This is a genomic window from Arthrobacter sp. 05N428_2, from assembly GCF_056397065.1.
In genome coordinates, this window is record NZ_JBFTMR010000025.1 from 14,736 (window position 1) to 31,126 (window position 16,391).

Below are 16,391 nucleotides of genomic sequence, written 5' to 3' on the forward strand. Positions count from 1 at the left end.
TGAGCTCCGGGGCGGCCAGCAGTTGGACCTGCCGACGGCGAATGCGACGGATCGTGGTCTTGTGTAGGCGCGCATCGCCGACCAGAGTGATGCGAAGGTCGCCCAGCGACCGTAGCGTCACGGCGGGAGGTGTCTAAGCGCCGGCAAGACCGCGATCCGTCGCAGCCCCGACCACAACAGACCCAACCAGAATCAAACGGAACGGTAAAAGGACGGACAAGATGTACGCGATCGGTGTTGATCTTGGTGGTACCAAGACTGCTGCCGGGGTTGTTTCGGCGGCCGGGGACGTGCTACTGACGGAGACCATTCCGACTCTCAACCGGGCCGGCGGTGATGCTGTCCTGGATGCGACGGCGGCCCTGGTTTCGGGGCTCCGGGAGCGGGCCGCTGCGGAGGGCATCTCCATCGGGCGGGTGGGCATCGGATCTGCCGGAGTGATCGACGCCGGGCGCGGCGTTGTGGTCTCGGCCACCGAGTCGATCTACGGCTGGTCCGGCACCGCGCTGACCGAAGGCCTGGCCGAGCGGCTCGAGCTTGCCCCGGAAGATGTCCGTGCCGTCAACGACGTCCACGCCCATGCCCTGGGCGAGGCCTGGCGCGGGGCAGCCGCCGGCAGCGCAAGCTCGCTGCTGGTGGCCTTCGGTACGGGCGTTGGCGGCAGCCTGGTGCTTGACGGGAAACCCGTGCTCGGGCACCGCTACGTGGGCGGACACGTCGGGCACTTCGCCTCGCCCTACGCCTACCACGACGGGAAGCCGCTGCCCTGCGTGTGCGGCGGGGCAGGACACGTGGAGGCGGTCGCTTCCGGTCCTGCCATCCACGCGTCCTATCAGCGGCTGGGCGGCGCCCCGGAGGCTGTAGACACGCACGCGGTCTTCGCCCTGGCGAGGGAAGGCAACGCCGAAGCGGCCCGGGCGATCCTTGCCGGCGCCCAGGCCGCGGGCCAGGCACTCGCGGGTCTGATCAACATCCTGGACCCCGCCGTCGTCGTCGTGTCCGGGGGCCTCGCCGCCGCCGGAGAAGCCTGGTGGGCACCAATGAAAACCGCGCTGCGACGTGAATTGCTGGACCCGCTGATAGGGGTGCCGGTACTCCCCGCCCGGTTTGGAAGCTCCGCGGCGATCGTCGGCGCCGCCAAACTTGTGCTGAACTGACTACTTCCCGAAGTAGCGGATTGGCACGCCCCAACAACCAGCTAGGAAACCCATGATCCTGACACCCGGGGACCTTGAGTCCCTCCGCTCCCAACTCATCGTTTCGTGCCAGGCCTATCCGGGCGAACCGATGCGGGACCCCCGCACCACGTCGCAAGTGGCGGCATCGGCGGTCATCGGCGGTGCCGCCGCTGTCCGCGTCCAGGGCCTCGCAGACGTGCAGCACACCCGCGGCGCGGTCGAGGTTCCGGTAATCGGGCTCTGGAAGGACGGGCACGACGGCGTCTTCATCACCCCCACACTCCGCCACGCCCTCGCGGTGGCCAACGCGGGCGCTCACATCGTCGCCGTCGACGGCACTCGCCGCGGACGGCCGGACGGCCTCAGCCTGGCCCAGACGGTGGCCGGCATCCATGGACAGTCCCACGCCCTGGTCATGGCCGACTGCGGGTCCCTGGCCGATGCCGAGGCGGCCGTGGAGGCCGGCGCCGACCTGATAGGCACCACCCTGGCCGGCTACACCGGGGAACGGCCCAAGACGCAGGGGCCCGATCTGGAGCTGCTGGAGCAGCTCGCGTCCGCCAGCCTCGGCCGGCCGCTCATCGCGGAGGGCCGCATCCACACCCCCGACCAGGCGAGGCAGGCGCTGGACGCCGGCGCGTTCGCCGTCGTCGTCGGCACCGCAATCACGCACCCGTCCACCGTCACGGGCTGGTTCGCGGCGGCGCTGCAATCCTGAACCGCGCCTGATACCAGTCCGGCAAGTCGCCACCCGTGAAAGGCACCACCATGCAGACCCCGGCCCGCCGCGGAACTTCCACCACTGCGGCGTACCTTTTGTCCGGCACGATGATCTCGGACGGCCAGTCGCACGCAGACTCCGTGGTTGCCGTCGGGCACGGACGGATCGCCTACGCCGGGCCGCGACGCGGCTACCGGGCGGCGGATTTCCCCCGGGCGCAGGAGATCCACCTGCCGCCGGGCAGCTCGATCCTGCCGGGCCTGATCGACCTGCACTGCCACGGCGCGGCCGGCGGAGACTTCCCCACCGGGGACAGCGAGGCGTGCCGGAGCGCCGTCGACTTCCTGCACCGCAGCGGCACCACCACGCTGCTGGCGAGCCTGGTCACGGCCTCAAGGGACGACCTCCTGAAGTCGCTGGCGATCCTCCCGCCTCTCGCCGCCGAGGGGCTCATCGCGGGTATCCACGCCGAGGGCCCCTTCCTGTCCCACGCGCGTTGCGGCGCACAGAATCCGCGCTGGCTCCGGGCCCCGGATGCGGCGCTGCTTGGCGAGCTCCTGCGCGCTGCCGGCGGTGCCTTGAAAACCATGACCTACGCGCCCGAACTGCCCGGGGCCCGTGAGCTGGTCACCACGCTCACCGCGCACGGCGTCATCCCCTCCCTGGGCCACACCGACGCGGACGCGCACACGGCCGCCGCGTCGCTGACGGAGGCCGCGGAGCTGATGGCCGCGGCGGGCGCCGCCGGCACGGCAGCCCGGCCCACGGTCACGCATCTGTTCAACGGCATGCCCCCGCTGCACCACCGGAAACCGGGCCCGGTCGCGGCGTGCCTGCGGCTGGCCCGGGCCGGCACGGTGGCCGTGGAACTTATCGGTGACGGCGTCCACCTCGATCCGGAGACGGTGCGGATGGTGTTCGAGCTGGTCGGAGCCGAGAACGTCGTGCTCGTGACTGATTCGATGGCTGCCACCGGGCTGCCCGACGGCGACTATGAGCTCGGGCCCTCCGCCGTGGTGGTGCACGACGGCGTCGCCACCTTGCAGAGCAACGGCGCCCTCGCGGGCGGTACTGCCACCCTGCTGGATGTTGTCCGCAAGACCATCGACGCCGGCGTAAGCCCCGCCGACGCGGTTCAGTCCGCGACGGCGGTGCCGGCCAAACTCCTGGGCCTCGACGCCACGCTGGGGAGCTTAAGAGCTGGGATGCGTGCGGACATCGTTACCGTCGACCGCGATTTCAGCCCGGTTGCCGTGTTGCGCGCCGGTCAGGTGCTCGACCGGCCCTGAGCCCGGGTCAGACGCCGACGGTCCGCGAGCGCACCGCGACCGGCGTCGTTCCGGCAGCGGCCCGGGCGCCCGCGAGGCGCGCGGCCGCCGCTTCGTCGGCGACGACGGTCACGTGCGGGTGCAACTGAAGAATCGAGGCGGGGCAGTCCGTCGTGATGGGGCCGCTCAGCGCCGTGTGCAGGATGTCGGCTTTGTCCGCTCCACTGACCACCAGCAGCAACTGGCGCGCTTCGAGGATCGTACCCAGGCCCTGCGTGATACACCTGTCCGGCACGTCGTCGGGCGAGGCGAAGTAGCGGGCGTTGGCCTGGCGGGTGCGCTCCGTGAGGGCTTCCACCCGGGTGCGGGAGTCCAAGGCGGAGCCGGGCTCGTTGAACGCCACATGGCCGTTGTGGCCAATGCCGAGGATCTGCACGTCGATCCCGCCGGCCTGAGCGATCGCAGCATCGTAGGCCGCCGCCGCCCGGTCGGGGTCCTCAGCGGCGCCCGCGGGCACAACTACCTTTGCCGGGTCCAGGTGCAGCCGCTCTGTAACCTCCTGGCGGATCACCTCGGCGTAGCTCTGCGGGTGGCCCGCGGGCAGACCCACGTACTCGTCCAGTGCGAAGCCTCGAACACCGGACATGTCCAGCCGGTGGGCGGACAACGCGGCGTACACGGGGAGCGGGGAGCCGCCGGTTGCCAGCCCCAGGACGGTCTCCGGCTTACTGCGGATGACTGCAGCCACGATGCCGGCAGCTATGGCGCCCGTCGAGGCGGCGTCGGGCACAACAAAAAAGTCCATGGGAACACTTTCTGGGACGGTGGGGTTCCGGGCGGAGCGAGGCAATGCGGAAAGATGCGCCGGGGTTACCGGGCAGCAACGTCCTTGAGCTTTTGGCGGATGCCGTCGAAGTGCCGCTGGAGGCGCTCCGCGGCCAAAGGCTTGTCCTTGTCCGCGACCGCTTCGTAGATCTCCCAATGGATGCGGACCTGGTCCCCGAGGTTGACCGGGCCGGCGCCAAGGGCTTGATGGATCTGCCGGTACACCTTCCAGAACACATCCATGAGGTTCATTAGCAACTCGTTGTTCAGGGGGGCGTATAGCCGGCGATGGAATTCGGCATCGAGCTCGGCAAACGGCTCGCCCGCGGCGGCCGCCATTTCCATGCCTTCCATGACAGCGCGGAGGTCGCCGAGCTGTTCGTCCGTCACCAGGTCAATGGCCCGGCCAATGAGTCCGGATTCCAAGGCCTGCCGCACGTCGACGAGTTCCATGGCTTCCTCGCCGTGGTGCCGCAGGGACAGCTTCCCGCGGAAGACCAGGCCCTCCGTCAGGGCGCTGAAGTTGTTCGGGGCGACGAAGGTTCCGAAGCCATGGCGGATTTCGATCACGCCGAGGGCCTGCAGCACTTTCAGGGATTCCCGGACGGTGTTCCGGCCCACCCCCAGAACTGCAGAAAGCTCACTTTCGGTCGGCAGGGAATCCCCCACGTCCAGCCCCTGCTCAAGGATCAGGTCCATAATCCTGGTCTGGAGGGCGTGGGACCTGATTTGCGCGCTATATCGGGCAGACGACACTCCCTGCGGTGCTATTGTCACGTCATCTCCTTCGCCCGCGCATCTTGGCGCGGCAACTTGTCTCCATACATCCTAGCGGAGATGGGACGTCCTTTGTCCTCTTTGGTGGCAAAACTTCTATCGGTCGTGAATGAAGTTCGTCCAGATTTCAGCAAAGTCTCCCACAATTTTCTAGATGGGACGTAGGATCACCTATCGAACCCACGCGACAATCCGGAGACCGCCATGCCCCTCTTTGACCTTCCACTGGACCAGCTGCGCGCCTACAGCTCATCCGCCGTCGAGCCCGACGACTTCGATGCGTTCTGGGAAGGGACCGTTACCGAAGCCCGCGACTTTCCGCTGGCCGCCGTCTATACGCCGGTGGAGAACCAGCTGCGCGTGATTGACAGCTTCGATGTCTCCTTCGCCGGCTTCGGCGGGGCCCGGATCAAGGGCTGGCTGCACCTGCCGGCCAACCGGGATGCCGGGAGCCCGCTTCCCGTGGTGGTGCAGTACGTCGGCTATTCGGGCGGGCGCGGCCTGGTCCAGCAGGACACAAAGTGGGCGCAGGCCGGGTACGCGCACTTCATCATGGACACCAGAGGCCAGGGCTACGGCGGCAGCCTGGGCGAGACCGCGGACGCGCATCCTTCAGCCGGAGCGGTGTCCTTCGCCGGCGTGATGACCCGCGGTATTTCCAGCAGGGAGGACTACTACTACCGGCGCGTCTTCGTGGACGCCTTTCGGGCCATCGAGGCGGCACAGAGCCACCCCGACGTCGACGCCGGGAAGGTACTTCTTGCCGGCGTCAGCCAAGGCGGAGGTTTGGCCGTCGCAGCCGCCGGCCTGGCGGCTGGGCGCCTGGACGGAATCCTTGGCACCATGGCGGACGTGCCGTTCCTGCAGGATTTTTCCCGCGCCATTGATCTGGCCCCGCGCGGCCCGTACACGGAAATTGCGGGTTTCCTCTCCCGACACCGGGACCGCTCCGAGCCCGCCCTGGCCGTCCTGAACTACTTCGACGGCGTCCATCTGGGCCGCCGGGCAACGGCGCCCGCGCTGTTCTCCGTGGCACTCATGGACGACGTCTGCCCGCCGTCAACGGTCTTTGCCGCCTATAACGCCTACGGGGCCGGCGCAGCCGGCGCGAGGGCGGCCGCCCCGAGCCCGGGCCCCGTCAAGGCGGTGGAGGTCTACCGCTTCAACAACCACGAAGGCGGCCAGGAACACCACTGGGTCAAACAGCTTCACTACGTGGCTGGGCTGCTGGCCTGCTAGACGTTGCTACGTCCGTGGCCGGCATCGCAATAACGGCGACGACGGTTAGAACGGCACCGGCCAGCACCGCGAGGAACACAGCGGAGGAGGCCGACACGATCGTGTGCGGATCAGTTCCGCCGCCCGGGGTGCCGGCGTAGATCGCGTTGGCTACCGCACCGAAAACGGCGACGCCGATCGAGCTGCCGATCGAACGTGCGAAAAGATTAGTCCCCGTGACGACGCCGCGCTCGTTCCATTCGACGCTCGATTGGGCGGCAATGAGGCTTGGGGTCGCGACCAACCCGAGACCGAGGCCGACAATGAAACAAGCCGCCGCCACCAGCAAGATGTTGGGTGTGGAAGCGGTAAGGGCAAGCACCGCCGCGCCGATGACCGTGACCGTGATGCCGATCAGGGCGGTCCGCCGGAACCCGATCCGAAGATAGAAGCGGCCCGATTGCGACGCACTGATCGGCCAGCCGAGAGTCAACGCGGCCAAGGCAAGCCCGGCCAGGATCGGGGAGGTCGAAAGCGCGCCTTCCAGGAAGGTGGGGACGTATGAGGTCAGGCCGAGCATGACGGCACCGACGCCGAAGGAGACCATCGCCGTCGTCGCCAGCAGTCGCTTGGATACGACCCACGGCGGCAGGACCGGCTCCGCTGCCCGCCGCTCGACAAGGAGGAACGCGGCCAGGAAGACTGCTCCGACCGCGAACACGGCGATGCTGACGGCGGAGTTCCAGGCCCAGGCCTGGCCGCCCTCGAGGGCCCCGAGGATGATCAAGCTGAGCGAGACCGTCAGCAGTCCGGCCCCAAGGTAGTCGATCCGGTGCTTCGCCCGCTCGACATTCTCGTGGAACGTGCGGAGCAGCATCCAGCCGGCCAGGAGGCACAGCGGGATGTTCACGAAGAAGATCCCGCGCCAGATGCCCAGTGAGGAGAACACGCCGCCGAGGGTCGGGCCTACCACCGAAGAGATAGCCCAGACGCTCGCCAGATAGCCCTGCACCTTGGCCCGCTCCGTCAGGGTGTAGATGTCGCCGGCAATCGTGATGGCCACCGGCTGGACCGCTCCCGCGCCCAGGCCCTGCAGGACGCGGAACGCGATGAGGGCCGGCATGCTCCAGGCCACCCCGCAGAGGATCGAACCAAGCAGGAACAGGCCGATACCGAGGAGGATGATCGGCTTGCGGCCCACGACGTCGGAGAGCTTCGCATAGACGGGCACAGACACTGCCTGCGCCAACAGGTAGGCCGAGAAAAGCCAGGGGAAGGACGTGAAACCGCCAATGTCAGCCACGATCGAGGGCACCGCCGTCGCGACGATCGTCGAGTCGATCGCCACCAGGCCGGTTGAAAGCATCAAGGCAATGAGAATAGGTCCCCGCCGGGAACGGAAACCGACCCCCTCGGCAGGCGTTGTTGTCACGTGATCATGCTCCCGTCGTCACCACAGGCGCGTCGCGCCCGGACCCGGTTTTCGGCGTCCCAGTGCACAACTGCGAGAGATACCAGATTAGTCCCGGACGCGGACCTACTTGCGGCGACTCACATCCAACCCGCAGGTCAGGTTCTTCGTGGGGCCCCCTGTCGGATTCGAACCGACGACCCCCGCTTTACAAGAGCGGTGCTCTGGCCAACTGAGCTAAGGAGGCAATCCGCGCCGTTGTCGCTCGGCGCAAAATGAAGCCGGACGCTGGGCGCTAGATAAGGGTAGCCCACGGACGCCTGCGGGTAAAAAATGCGCAAAAAGCAGCCCGGCCCGGAGGAATCCGGGGCCGGGCTGCTTTCACAGGCGGGGTGCCTACTTCTTGGCGTCCACCGCGGCCTGGAGGAACTGGTCGAACGGGGTCTTGGCGCTGTCGCCCGTGCCCCACTGCTTGCCCTCGACGAAGACGGTGGGAGTTCCGGTGACCCCGATCGAGGCCGCCTCCTGCGTCGCGTTCTTCACGTACGGCCGGTAGGTCTTGTTATCCACGCACTGGTCGATGTTCTTGGCCCCGGTGTCCGTGGCCAGCTTCTTCAGGTCGTTGTCGGAGAGACCGGCGCTGCCCTCGGCGGGCTGTTTGGCGAACAGCGCGTCGACAAAGTCCGAGTACTTCTCCGGGGATTCGTTCACTACACAGGCCGCGGCGTTGGCCGCACGCGAGGAGTAGTTGGTGGTGGACCGGCTGTCCAGGAAGCCCAGCGGCCGGTATTCGACGGTGATCTTGCCGTCGTTGCGCAGCTTGGTGAGGGTCGGGTTGTACTGCGCTTCGAAGTTCTTGCACACGGGGCAGATGAAGTCGATGTAGAGAACCACCTTGACGGGCTTGCCCGCCTCAGCCTCGGCGCCGGGCGCGGTCACCGTTGTCGGCGGCGTGGCGGGCGGCGACGGCACATTTGCCGCGTTGACGTTGCCCGGGGCCGACTTGGCCACGTCGGTGTTGGCCAGCAGTACGACGCCGCCGTGGACGTTGCCGTTCGCCGGCGTCGGGCCGGAGTCAGCGATCGGGGCGTTCTTCTGGATGTTGGAGCTGACCACCAAGGCCACAATCGCGATGATGGCGATCACGGCGACAACAATGCCCCAGCCGATCAGCAGCTTGTTGCGCTTGTCCTTCTTAAGCTGCGTCTCGCGGATTTCACGGGCTTTCTCACGCGCCGCGGCAGTACGCTCTGCCTTGGACTGTCGGGGTTCGTTTGCGGGGCTCATTGATTCCTCGTGTTGATCGGCCTGGGATGGTCCACTTGGTGGCAACTCCACCATTTTAGGGGAGAAACCCGTGAGCTTGCGTCTTCAAGTTTCTTCGGTATGCCCAACGGACGAATAGCACAGAAGATTCCGCCCGGCTAGGGTGGATGGGAGCCAACAGTGATCCCAGGGGGCACCAATGCAAGCAACCGAGCGGGCAGAGCAGCACGCCGAGCAGGACACCGCACAGCCAACCGAACGGGAGCAGGACACCGCACCCGCGGCGGAAGGGCACCCGAACTCGTCGGGCTCGGCCGCGACCTTCGACTTCATGGTCGTTTCCAACCGCCTGCCGGTGGACCGCTGCTCCGCGGATGAGCCCGGCTGCGAGGACGGCTGGCGACGCTCCCCCGGCGGCCTGGTGACGGCGCTTGCCCCCATGATGACCAAGACCGACGGCGCCTGGGTGGGCTGGCACGGCGCCCCCGACGAACACCTCGAACCCTTCAGCCACGGCGGCATCGACCTCGTCCCGGTTCAGCTCAGCACGCGGGACATCGAGCTCTTCTATGAGGGATTCTCCAACGCCACCCTCTGGCCGCTGTACCACGACGTGATCGCGCCGCCGGAATTCCACCGTGCCTGGTGGGACACCTACCGGAAGGTCAACAAACGGTTCGCCGACGCCGTCGTCCGCCACGCCGCGGAGGGCGCCACCGTGTGGGTGCAGGATTACCAGCTCCAGCTCGTGCCCAAGATGCTCCGCGAGGCGCGCCCGGACCTCAAGATCGGCTTCTTTAACCACATTCCCTTCCCGCCGCCGGAGATTTTTGCCCAGCTGCCGTGGCGCCGCGCGATCATCGACGGCCTGTTGGGTGCGGACCTGGTGGGCTTCCAGCGCAGCAGCGACGCCGGCAACTTCATGCGCTCCGCCCGCCGCTTCCTGGGGGCCAGCGTCAAGCAGCAACAAGTCCATGTCAGGGGCGCCGACGGCGAAACCACCCACATCGCCCGGGCCCAGGCCTTCCCGATCTCCATCGACGTCAAGCAGATCAGTGAACTCGCGCGCAAGCCCGAGATCATCGAGAAAGCCAAGCAGATCCGCCGCGACCTCGGCAATCCCAAGACCATCCTGCTGGGCGTCGACCGGCTGGACTACACCAAGGGCATCCGGCACCGGCTCAAGGCCTACGAGGAACTCCTGCAGGACGGCAAAGTCACGGTGGAGGACGCCTCGCTGATCCAGGTGGCCAGCCCCAGCCGCGAGCGCGTCGAGCAGTACCGCCTGCTGCGCGAAGAGGTCGAGGGAACGGTCGGCCACATCAACGGCACCTACGACACCATGCAGAACACCGCCGTCCGCTACCTGCACCACAGCTACCCGATCGAGGAAATGGTCGCGCTGTACCTGGCGGCCGACGTCATGCTCGTCACCGCGCTGCGCGACGGCATGAACCTCGTGGCCAAGGAATACGTCACCGCCAGGACGAACAACGACGGCGCCCTGGTGCTCAGCGAATTCGCCGGAGCCGCGGACCAGCTCAAACAGGCGCTCCTGATGAACCCGCACGACATTGACGGCCTCAAGGACACGATCATGCGGGCGGTCAACATGCAGCCCGCCGAGGCCGCCCGCCGGATGCGCGCGATGCGCAAGCAGATCTTGGACCACGACGTCGACCTCTGGTCGGCCGATTTCCTCCGCGCGCTGCAGGAAAAAGTTGTCCGCGATGACTCCTGAACTCACCCCCGCCGGGAACCGGCTTTCGCTGTCCCCGGAACTGCTGGCGGCCGTGCACCGCGTCGCCGGCACGGAGCAACTGCTGGTCGCGATGGATTTTGACGGCACCATGTCCCCCCTGGTGGACCATGCGGCGGACGCCCGGGCGCTTCCCCGCTCCGCGGCCGCCTTCGCCGCCCTCGCGGAGTTGCCGCGGACGACGACGGCGCTCATCTCAGGCCGGGCGCTGGACAGCCTCCGGGCGGTCGCCTCGCCGCCGGAGCAGACTCTGTTGATCGGCAGCCACGGCGCGGAAGTCTGGATGGGCCCCGGCTCCGCCGAACTCGTCCTCGACGACGCCCAGCGGGAGGTGCTGACGCAGGTGCGGCAACAGTTGGTCGAGATCGTGGAACAGGCACCCGGCACGCTGCTCGAAGACAAGCCTGCCGGCGTCGTGCTGCACACCCGGCTGGCCGCGGACGACGTGGCCGAGGACGCCGTGGCCGCCGCGAAGGCCGCCCTGCAGGACCGCGCGGGCGTCTTCGTCAAAACAGGGAACCGCGTTTTGGAAACCTCAGTGGTCCACGCTTCCAAGGGCGAAGGTATCGCCTTCCTGCGGCAGGCCGCCGACGCCACCGCCGTCGTTTTCGCCGGCGACGACACCACCGATGAGGATGCCCTCGGCAGCCTGGTCCCCGGGGACCTGGGCGTCAAGGTGGGTTTGGACTTCACCCAGGCCGAGTTCCGGGTGGAGGCGCCCCCGCACGTCGCCGAGCTGCTGGAGGCGCTGCTGCGGGAACGGACCAAGGCCGTCCGCGCCTAGGGACTGCTGCGCGGCAGCGGCCAGCGGGCGTTGCCTAAGTAGGGAGTGTCACCTGTGAGATCCGTAACCTTTTCGCCCGTTCATCAAACATCTGGCATACTCTGTATGTGATGTGGCGCACAACTACCGTGCGGCGTCATGGATGCTCCTCGGCTTCGGCCGGGGAGCATGCGCATCCTTGAAACGGAACACCCACAACTGAATAAAAAGAACCATTCACTACGGATCGTCCGGCACGTACCTGCCGGTGAAGGGATTGATAACTGTGGCTACAGTTACTTTTGATAACGCTACGCGTCTGTACCCGGGCACCGAGAAGCCCGCTGTTGACAAGCTCAACATTGAAATCGCCGACGGCGAGTTCCTGGTCCTCGTGGGACCCTCCGGCTGTGGAAAGTCCACCTCCCTGCGGATGCTGGCAGGCCTCGAGGATGTGAACTCCGGCCGGATCCTGATCGGCGACCGCGACGTTACCGACCTTCCGCCGAAGGACCGCGACATCGCCATGGTGTTCCAGAACTACGCCCTGTACCCGCACATGACGGTCGCGGACAACATGGGCTTCGCGCTTAAGATCGCCGGCGTCAGCAAGGAAGAGCGCGCCGAGCGAGTCCGCGAAGCCGCCAAGCTGCTGGACCTCGAGCCGTACCTGGACCGGAAGCCGAAGGCCCTCTCCGGCGGCCAGCGCCAGCGCGTTGCCATGGGCCGCGCAATCGTGCGTAACCCGCAGGTGTTCCTCATGGATGAGCCGCTGTCCAACCTCGACGCCAAGCTCCGCGTCCAGACGCGCACGCAGATCGCGTCCCTGACCCGCCGCCTCGGCGTCACCACCGTCTACGTCACCCACGACCAGGTCGAGGCCATGACCATGGGTGACCGCGTCGCCGTCCTCAAGGACGGCCTGCTGATGCAGGTGGACACCCCGCGCAACCTCTACGACAAGCCGAAAAACGTTTTCGTCGCCGGCTTCATCGGCTCACCGGCCATGAACCTGCTCGAGCTTCCCGTCGTCGACGGCGGTGTGCAGTTCGGCGGCACCGTCTACCCGGTCCCGCGAGACGTCCTCGAGGACGCCTCCGGCTCCACCGTCACGGTCGGCTCACGTCCCGAGGACCTCGAGACCGCGCCGCAGGGCGAGGGACTCCAGGTCGAGGTCGACGTCGTCGAGGAACTCGGCGCCGACGCCTACGTCTACGGCCACACCACGCTCGACGGCAAGAGCCACGACATCGTGGCCCGCGTCGACGGCCGCCGCCCCCCGATAAAGGGTGAGTCCATCTGGGTCCGCCCGCAGTCGGGCCACGTGCACCTGTTCGACACCAAGACCGGCCTGCGCCTGGGCGACTGATCCCTACCGGCTCACCGGCTTAACGGCCGACGGCGGTCCTCCCACTGGAGGGCCGCCGTCGGCCGTTAAGTAAGGAAGTTGGGCGTGTTCGGCCCAAGTACGGGAGAATTGCCGCATGACCGAGGAGAACCGCATGACCGAGGACAACAGCGCCCAGTGGCACGACGAACCCACTGACTACGGCCAGATCGGCAAGTTGCCCCGGTACGTGGCTGCCAGCAACGACGAAAAGAGCGTCGCGAGTTCGCTCAGCATCACGGCCGCAGCCACCGAGCCCGAACTGCTGGACCTGCCCTGGCACACCGCACTGGAGGACTGGCCGGCGGAATACCTCGCCGCCCTCCCCCGCGGCATCTCCCGGCACATCGTGCGCTTCGCCCACCTGGGCGGCTCCGTGATCGCCATCAAGGAGACCTCGGAGCACATCGCCCGGCACGAATATCATATGCTTCGTAAACTCGCCCGGCTGGACGTCCCGTGCGTGGAACCGGTGGCCGTCATCACCGGGCGGACCACCCCGGACGGCCGCCCGCTGAACCCCGTACTGGTCACCCGGCACCTGAAGTTCTCCATGCCGTACCGCGCACTGTTTTCCCAGATGTTGCGCAAGGACACCCTGACCCGGCTGATCGACGCGCAGGCGTTGCTGCTGGTCCGCCTGCACCTGATCGGCTTCTACTGGGGCGACGTCTCGCTCTCCAACACACTGTTCCGCCGGGACGCCGGCGCCTTCGCCGCCTACCTCGTCGACGCCGAGACCGGCGAGTTGTACCCGGACCTGTCCACGGGGCAGCGGGAGTACGACCTGGAAATTGCCCGGGTCAACATCGCCGGCGAACTGATGGACCTGCTGGACGGCGGCCTGATCGAGGAAAAAGTGGACCCGGTCGCCACCAGCGAGCTCATCATGGAGAGCTACCGGCGGCTCTGGACCGAGCTGACAGAGAAGGAATCCTTCGAGATCGGGGAGCGCTGGCGCGTGTCTGCCCGCATCCGGCGGCTCAACGAACTGGGCTTCGACGTCGAGGAATACGCCATCAAGACCACGCAGAACGGTTCCACGATCCAGCTTCAGCCCAAGGTGGTGGACGCCGGGCACCACCAGCGTCGGCTGTTGCGACTGACCGGTCTGGACGTGCAGGAAAACCAGGCTCGGCGGCTGCTGAACGACATGGACACCTTCCGGGCGGACAACAATCCGGGCATGGACGAGGAATACAGCGCGCACCTGTGGGTGAACCAAATCTTCGAACCGATCGTCCGCTCGATTCCCCGTGACCTCTCCGGGAAGCTGGAACCGGCGGAGGCCGTGCACGAGATCCTGGAGCACCGCTGGTACATGTCCCAGAAGGAAAACCGCTACATTCCGCTGGCCGAGGCCGTCCAGTCCTACATCGATTCCGAGCTGCGGCACCGTCGCGACGAGGCCGCGATTATGCTCAACCCGGACACCGGGCTGCTCAAGATCCTGGAGGTGGAGACGGAGGAGTCCCGCTACGGCGACGACGACGAGCCGCTCGAGGAATACCCGGACTCCGACGACTAGGGTTGCAGCACGCCCGGGCTAAATCGCTTTTCCGGGGTTTAGGATCCCGGCCGGGTCGAAGAGCTCCTTGATCCGGCGTTGCAGTTCGCGCACCGGTTCCTTCTGCTCCAAGCCGAGCCAGCGCAGCTTGTACTGGCCCACGCCATGCTCGCCGGTGATGGTGCCGCCCATCGCGAGGGCCACCGTGACGGAGTCGTCCAGGGCAGCGCCCAGGCGGTCCGCGGCCGCAGTGTCCATGCCAGTGCCGGTCCGGTCCACCCAGAAAGTGGGATGCAGGTTCCCGTCGCCGGCGTGCGCCACGACCTTGAGCCTGACCGCGTGCTTCGCGGCAATGGCCTCCAGCTCCGCGACATAGTCCACCAGCCGGGACCGGGGCACGGCCACGTCCTCGCCCACCCGGTACTCGTCGTCGACCTCGACACCGCGGCTGTTGCGGCGCAATTCCACGAGCCGCTCGGCCTCGGCGTCTGCCTCCATGGTCACTACGGCCCCGCCGGCGGCGAGCAGCGGCCGGATCGCGGCGGCTTCGGCTGCGGCCCCGTAGCCGTCGGTCTGCAGGAGCAACAATGAGGCGCCTCGGGAGGCCAGTTCCGAGCCGTGGACGTCGTCGAGCTGGGCGAGTGAACCGCCGTCGAGCAGTTCCATGATGGCCGGCTGTATCCGCGCCTTGCCCACCGCGAGAACGCCCGCAGCGGCGCTGCGGAAGTCCGGGTAGAACGCGGCGATCGTGTGCACCTCTTGCGGGAGGTACCGCAGCCGCACCGTAATCCCGACGACGATCCCCAGGGTCCCCTCGGATCCAACGAACAGCCCCGTGAGGTCGTAGCCAGCCACCCCCTTGAAGGTCCGGTGGCCGGTGCGGATGAGGGTGCCGTCCGCGAGCACGACCTCCAGTGCCAGGACCGAGTCCCGGGTGACGCCGTACTTCGCGCAGCGCAGTCCGCCGGCATTGGTGGCGACGTTGCCGCCGATGGTCGAGATTTTGTAGCTGGCAGGGTCCGGGGCGTACATCAGCCCGTGGAGCGCCGCAGCCGCGTTCAGTTCGGCGTTAATAACGCCGGGTTCGACGACGGCGGTCTCGTCGTCCGGGTTGAGGTCCAGGATGCGGTTCATCCGCTCGAGGCTCAGCACCACGCAGCCCTCGCTGGCATGAGCTCCGCCGGAGAGCCCGGTTCCAGCGCCGCGGGCCACCAGCGGCACCCGGCGTGCGGCGCAGGCTCGGACGGCAGCCTGGACGTCAGCCACGGACTCGGCACGCACGACGGCGACCGGAAGCTGGTAGTCCAGGACCGGGGCCCGGTCGATCGCGTACGCCGCCAACGTGGACGCGTCCACGGCAACCTTCTCCGCGCCAAGGGCGGACGTCAGCTCCTCCACAATGCCGCGCATGCGCTCTCCAGTTCTCCGTCGAATCCGGCGATCAATTCCGGCACTTAGTCTAGGTGCCGATGGCTAATCGGCCACGCCTCCCATGAACCGGACGAAGCGCTGCAGCACGCCGGGCCAGCCCCGCTGGTACTCAGCACGCGCGGCGGCTGGGTCCTGGGCGCCTTCCCAGCCGTTGTGCACCAACCGCAGCTCCGTGCCGCGCTCGACCGCCCGGAAGGCAACCCGCAGCTCGGTGGACCACAACGCCTGGCTACCGGGGTGCCAGCTGGCATGGAATGACAAGGGCGGTTGCCAGTCGTCGATCGACCCCCAGATGGCGGTCCGGCCGTCGTCAGCGGTTTCAACAATCAGGTTTTCCTCGAACTCCACGTAAGAACCAGGGCCGTAGACACTGTGGCTCTCGAGCGGCCACCACAGGTGCGTGTGCTCGGTGAAACCGACGAAGGCCCTCGCGACAGTGCCGGGGACGACGACGGTGCACACCACCGGGTCCAGCTCCCCGGAGCGCTCGGGTTCCGGGGCTGCCGCAGCGTGGCTGAAGAGGTTATCCATGAGCAACAACTCTACAAGGGGGTCGCAGCCGTGCCGGCTTTCGGTCCGAAGGACAAATCGCGACGCTCCCGCAGAACCGACAGGTTTCAAACCGACGCTCCCGGTGTGCGCCGGTGCTGCGGGAGGGTCGGGGCAAAAGGCGCCGGTTGTGCGGGAGGGTTGTTCCAATGTGCGCTGGTGGTGCAGGAGCGTCCGGGTGGGGGGGGTTAAAGGGGGAGAGCCTCCAACCTGGTGGTTGGAGGCTCTCGACCTAATGGTTGTCCGGCGGTGACCTACTCTCCCACACCCTCCCGGGTGCAGTACCATCGGCGCTGTGGGTCTTAGCTTCCGGGTTCGGGATGGGACCGGG

Annotated in this window: 14 protein-coding genes, 1 tRNA gene and 1 rRNA gene; 8 read left to right on the forward strand and 8 right to left on the reverse strand. The window is 67.3% G+C overall.

What is annotated here, in order from left to right:
- The first annotated feature begins 221 nt into the window (after nt 1-221).
- Genes AC1DGI_RS17365 through nagA form a run of 3 tightly spaced genes read left to right on the forward strand, consistent with a single transcriptional unit; the run spans nt 222 to nt 3,188 of the window.
- Entirely contained in the window at nt 222-1,157 is a 936-nt protein-coding gene (locus AC1DGI_RS17365; protein ID WP_476899717.1) for an ROK family protein, read from the forward strand.
- A 52-nt stretch (nt 1,158-1,209) separates the two neighbouring features.
- Complete coding sequence (locus AC1DGI_RS17370) at nt 1,210-1,896, forward strand: N-acetylmannosamine-6-phosphate 2-epimerase (protein WP_476899718.1); 687 nt, start codon at nt 1,210-1,212, stop codon at nt 1,894-1,896.
- 50 nt (nt 1,897-1,946) lie between these two features.
- On the forward strand, nt 1,947-3,188 hold the full coding sequence (gene nagA / locus AC1DGI_RS17375; protein WP_476899719.1) for an N-acetylglucosamine-6-phosphate deacetylase: 1,242 nt from the start codon (nt 1,947-1,949) through the stop codon (nt 3,186-3,188).
- A gap of 7 nt (nt 3,189-3,195) precedes the next feature.
- On the opposite strand, the gene AC1DGI_RS17380 is transcribed toward nagA, so the two are convergent.
- A complete protein-coding gene (locus AC1DGI_RS17380) occupies nt 3,196-3,972 on the reverse strand; it encodes a glucosamine-6-phosphate deaminase (protein WP_476899720.1) in 777 nt (258 codons plus the stop codon).
- A 65-nt stretch (nt 3,973-4,037) separates the two neighbouring features.
- Nucleotides 4,038-4,763 (reverse strand): FadR/GntR family transcriptional regulator, encoded by a 726-nt coding sequence (locus tag AC1DGI_RS17385; protein ID WP_476899728.1) that lies wholly within the window; start codon nt 4,761-4,763, stop codon nt 4,038-4,040.
- A gap of 210 nt (nt 4,764-4,973) precedes the next feature.
- Between AC1DGI_RS17385 and AC1DGI_RS17390 the strand changes: the two genes are divergently transcribed.
- Complete coding sequence (locus AC1DGI_RS17390) at nt 4,974-6,008, forward strand: acetylxylan esterase (RefSeq protein ID WP_476899721.1); 1,035 nt, start codon at nt 4,974-4,976, stop codon at nt 6,006-6,008.
- On the opposite strand, the gene AC1DGI_RS17395 is transcribed toward AC1DGI_RS17390, so the two are convergent.
- The 3 genes from AC1DGI_RS17395 to AC1DGI_RS17405 form a co-directional block, all read right to left on the reverse strand.
- Nucleotides 5,968-7,353 carry an MFS transporter gene (locus AC1DGI_RS17395; RefSeq protein ID WP_441402375.1) on the reverse strand — a complete coding sequence of 462 codons (1,386 nt, stop codon included), beginning with the start codon at nt 7,351-7,353 and terminating at the stop codon, nt 5,968-5,970. The genes AC1DGI_RS17390 and AC1DGI_RS17395 overlap by 41 nt on opposite strands.
- Nucleotides 7,354-7,568: 215 nt before the next feature.
- Nucleotides 7,569-7,645, reverse strand: a tRNA-Thr gene (locus tag AC1DGI_RS17400).
- Nucleotides 7,646-7,794: 149 nt separating this feature from the next.
- Nucleotides 7,795-8,685, reverse strand: coding sequence for a DsbA family protein (locus tag AC1DGI_RS17405; protein ID WP_476899722.1), 891 nt, complete (start codon nt 8,683-8,685; stop codon nt 7,795-7,797).
- 310 nt (nt 8,686-8,995) lie between these two features.
- On the opposite strand from AC1DGI_RS17405, the gene AC1DGI_RS17410 reads away from it, so the two are divergent.
- The 4 genes from AC1DGI_RS17410 to AC1DGI_RS17425 all read left to right on the forward strand — a co-directional run bounded on the left by AC1DGI_RS17410 (nt 8,996) and on the right by AC1DGI_RS17425 (nt 14,101).
- A complete protein-coding gene (locus AC1DGI_RS17410) occupies nt 8,996-10,405 on the forward strand; it encodes an alpha,alpha-trehalose-phosphate synthase (UDP-forming) (RefSeq protein WP_476899729.1) in 1,410 nt (469 codons plus the stop codon).
- Entirely contained in the window at nt 10,395-11,207 is an 813-nt protein-coding gene (gene otsB, locus AC1DGI_RS17415; protein ID WP_476899723.1) for a trehalose-phosphatase, read from the forward strand. The genes AC1DGI_RS17410 and otsB overlap by 11 nt, the downstream gene beginning before the upstream one ends.
- 265 nt (nt 11,208-11,472) lie before the next feature.
- Nucleotides 11,473-12,555 carry an ABC transporter ATP-binding protein gene (locus AC1DGI_RS17420; RefSeq protein ID WP_441403691.1) on the forward strand — a complete coding sequence of 361 codons (1,083 nt, stop codon included), beginning with the start codon at nt 11,473-11,475 and terminating at the stop codon, nt 12,553-12,555.
- Between the two features lie 133 nt (nt 12,556-12,688).
- Complete coding sequence (locus AC1DGI_RS17425; RefSeq protein WP_441403574.1) at nt 12,689-14,101, forward strand: DUF4032 domain-containing protein; 1,413 nt, start codon at nt 12,689-12,691, stop codon at nt 14,099-14,101.
- Between the two features lie 18 nt (nt 14,102-14,119).
- Here AC1DGI_RS17425 and AC1DGI_RS17430 read toward each other — a convergent pair whose 3' ends face one another.
- The 3 genes from AC1DGI_RS17430 to rrf form a co-directional block, all read right to left on the reverse strand.
- Entirely contained in the window at nt 14,120-15,490 is a 1,371-nt protein-coding gene (locus AC1DGI_RS17430) for an FAD-binding oxidoreductase (RefSeq protein ID WP_476899724.1), read from the reverse strand.
- A 63-nt stretch (nt 15,491-15,553) separates the two neighbouring features.
- Nucleotides 15,554-16,042 carry an SRPBCC domain-containing protein gene (locus tag AC1DGI_RS17435; RefSeq protein ID WP_476899725.1) on the reverse strand — a complete coding sequence of 163 codons (489 nt, stop codon included), beginning with the start codon at nt 16,040-16,042 and terminating at the stop codon, nt 15,554-15,556.
- A 259-nt stretch (nt 16,043-16,301) separates the two neighbouring features.
- Nucleotides 16,302-16,391 (reverse strand): 5S ribosomal RNA (gene rrf, locus AC1DGI_RS17440); the annotation flags it as partial.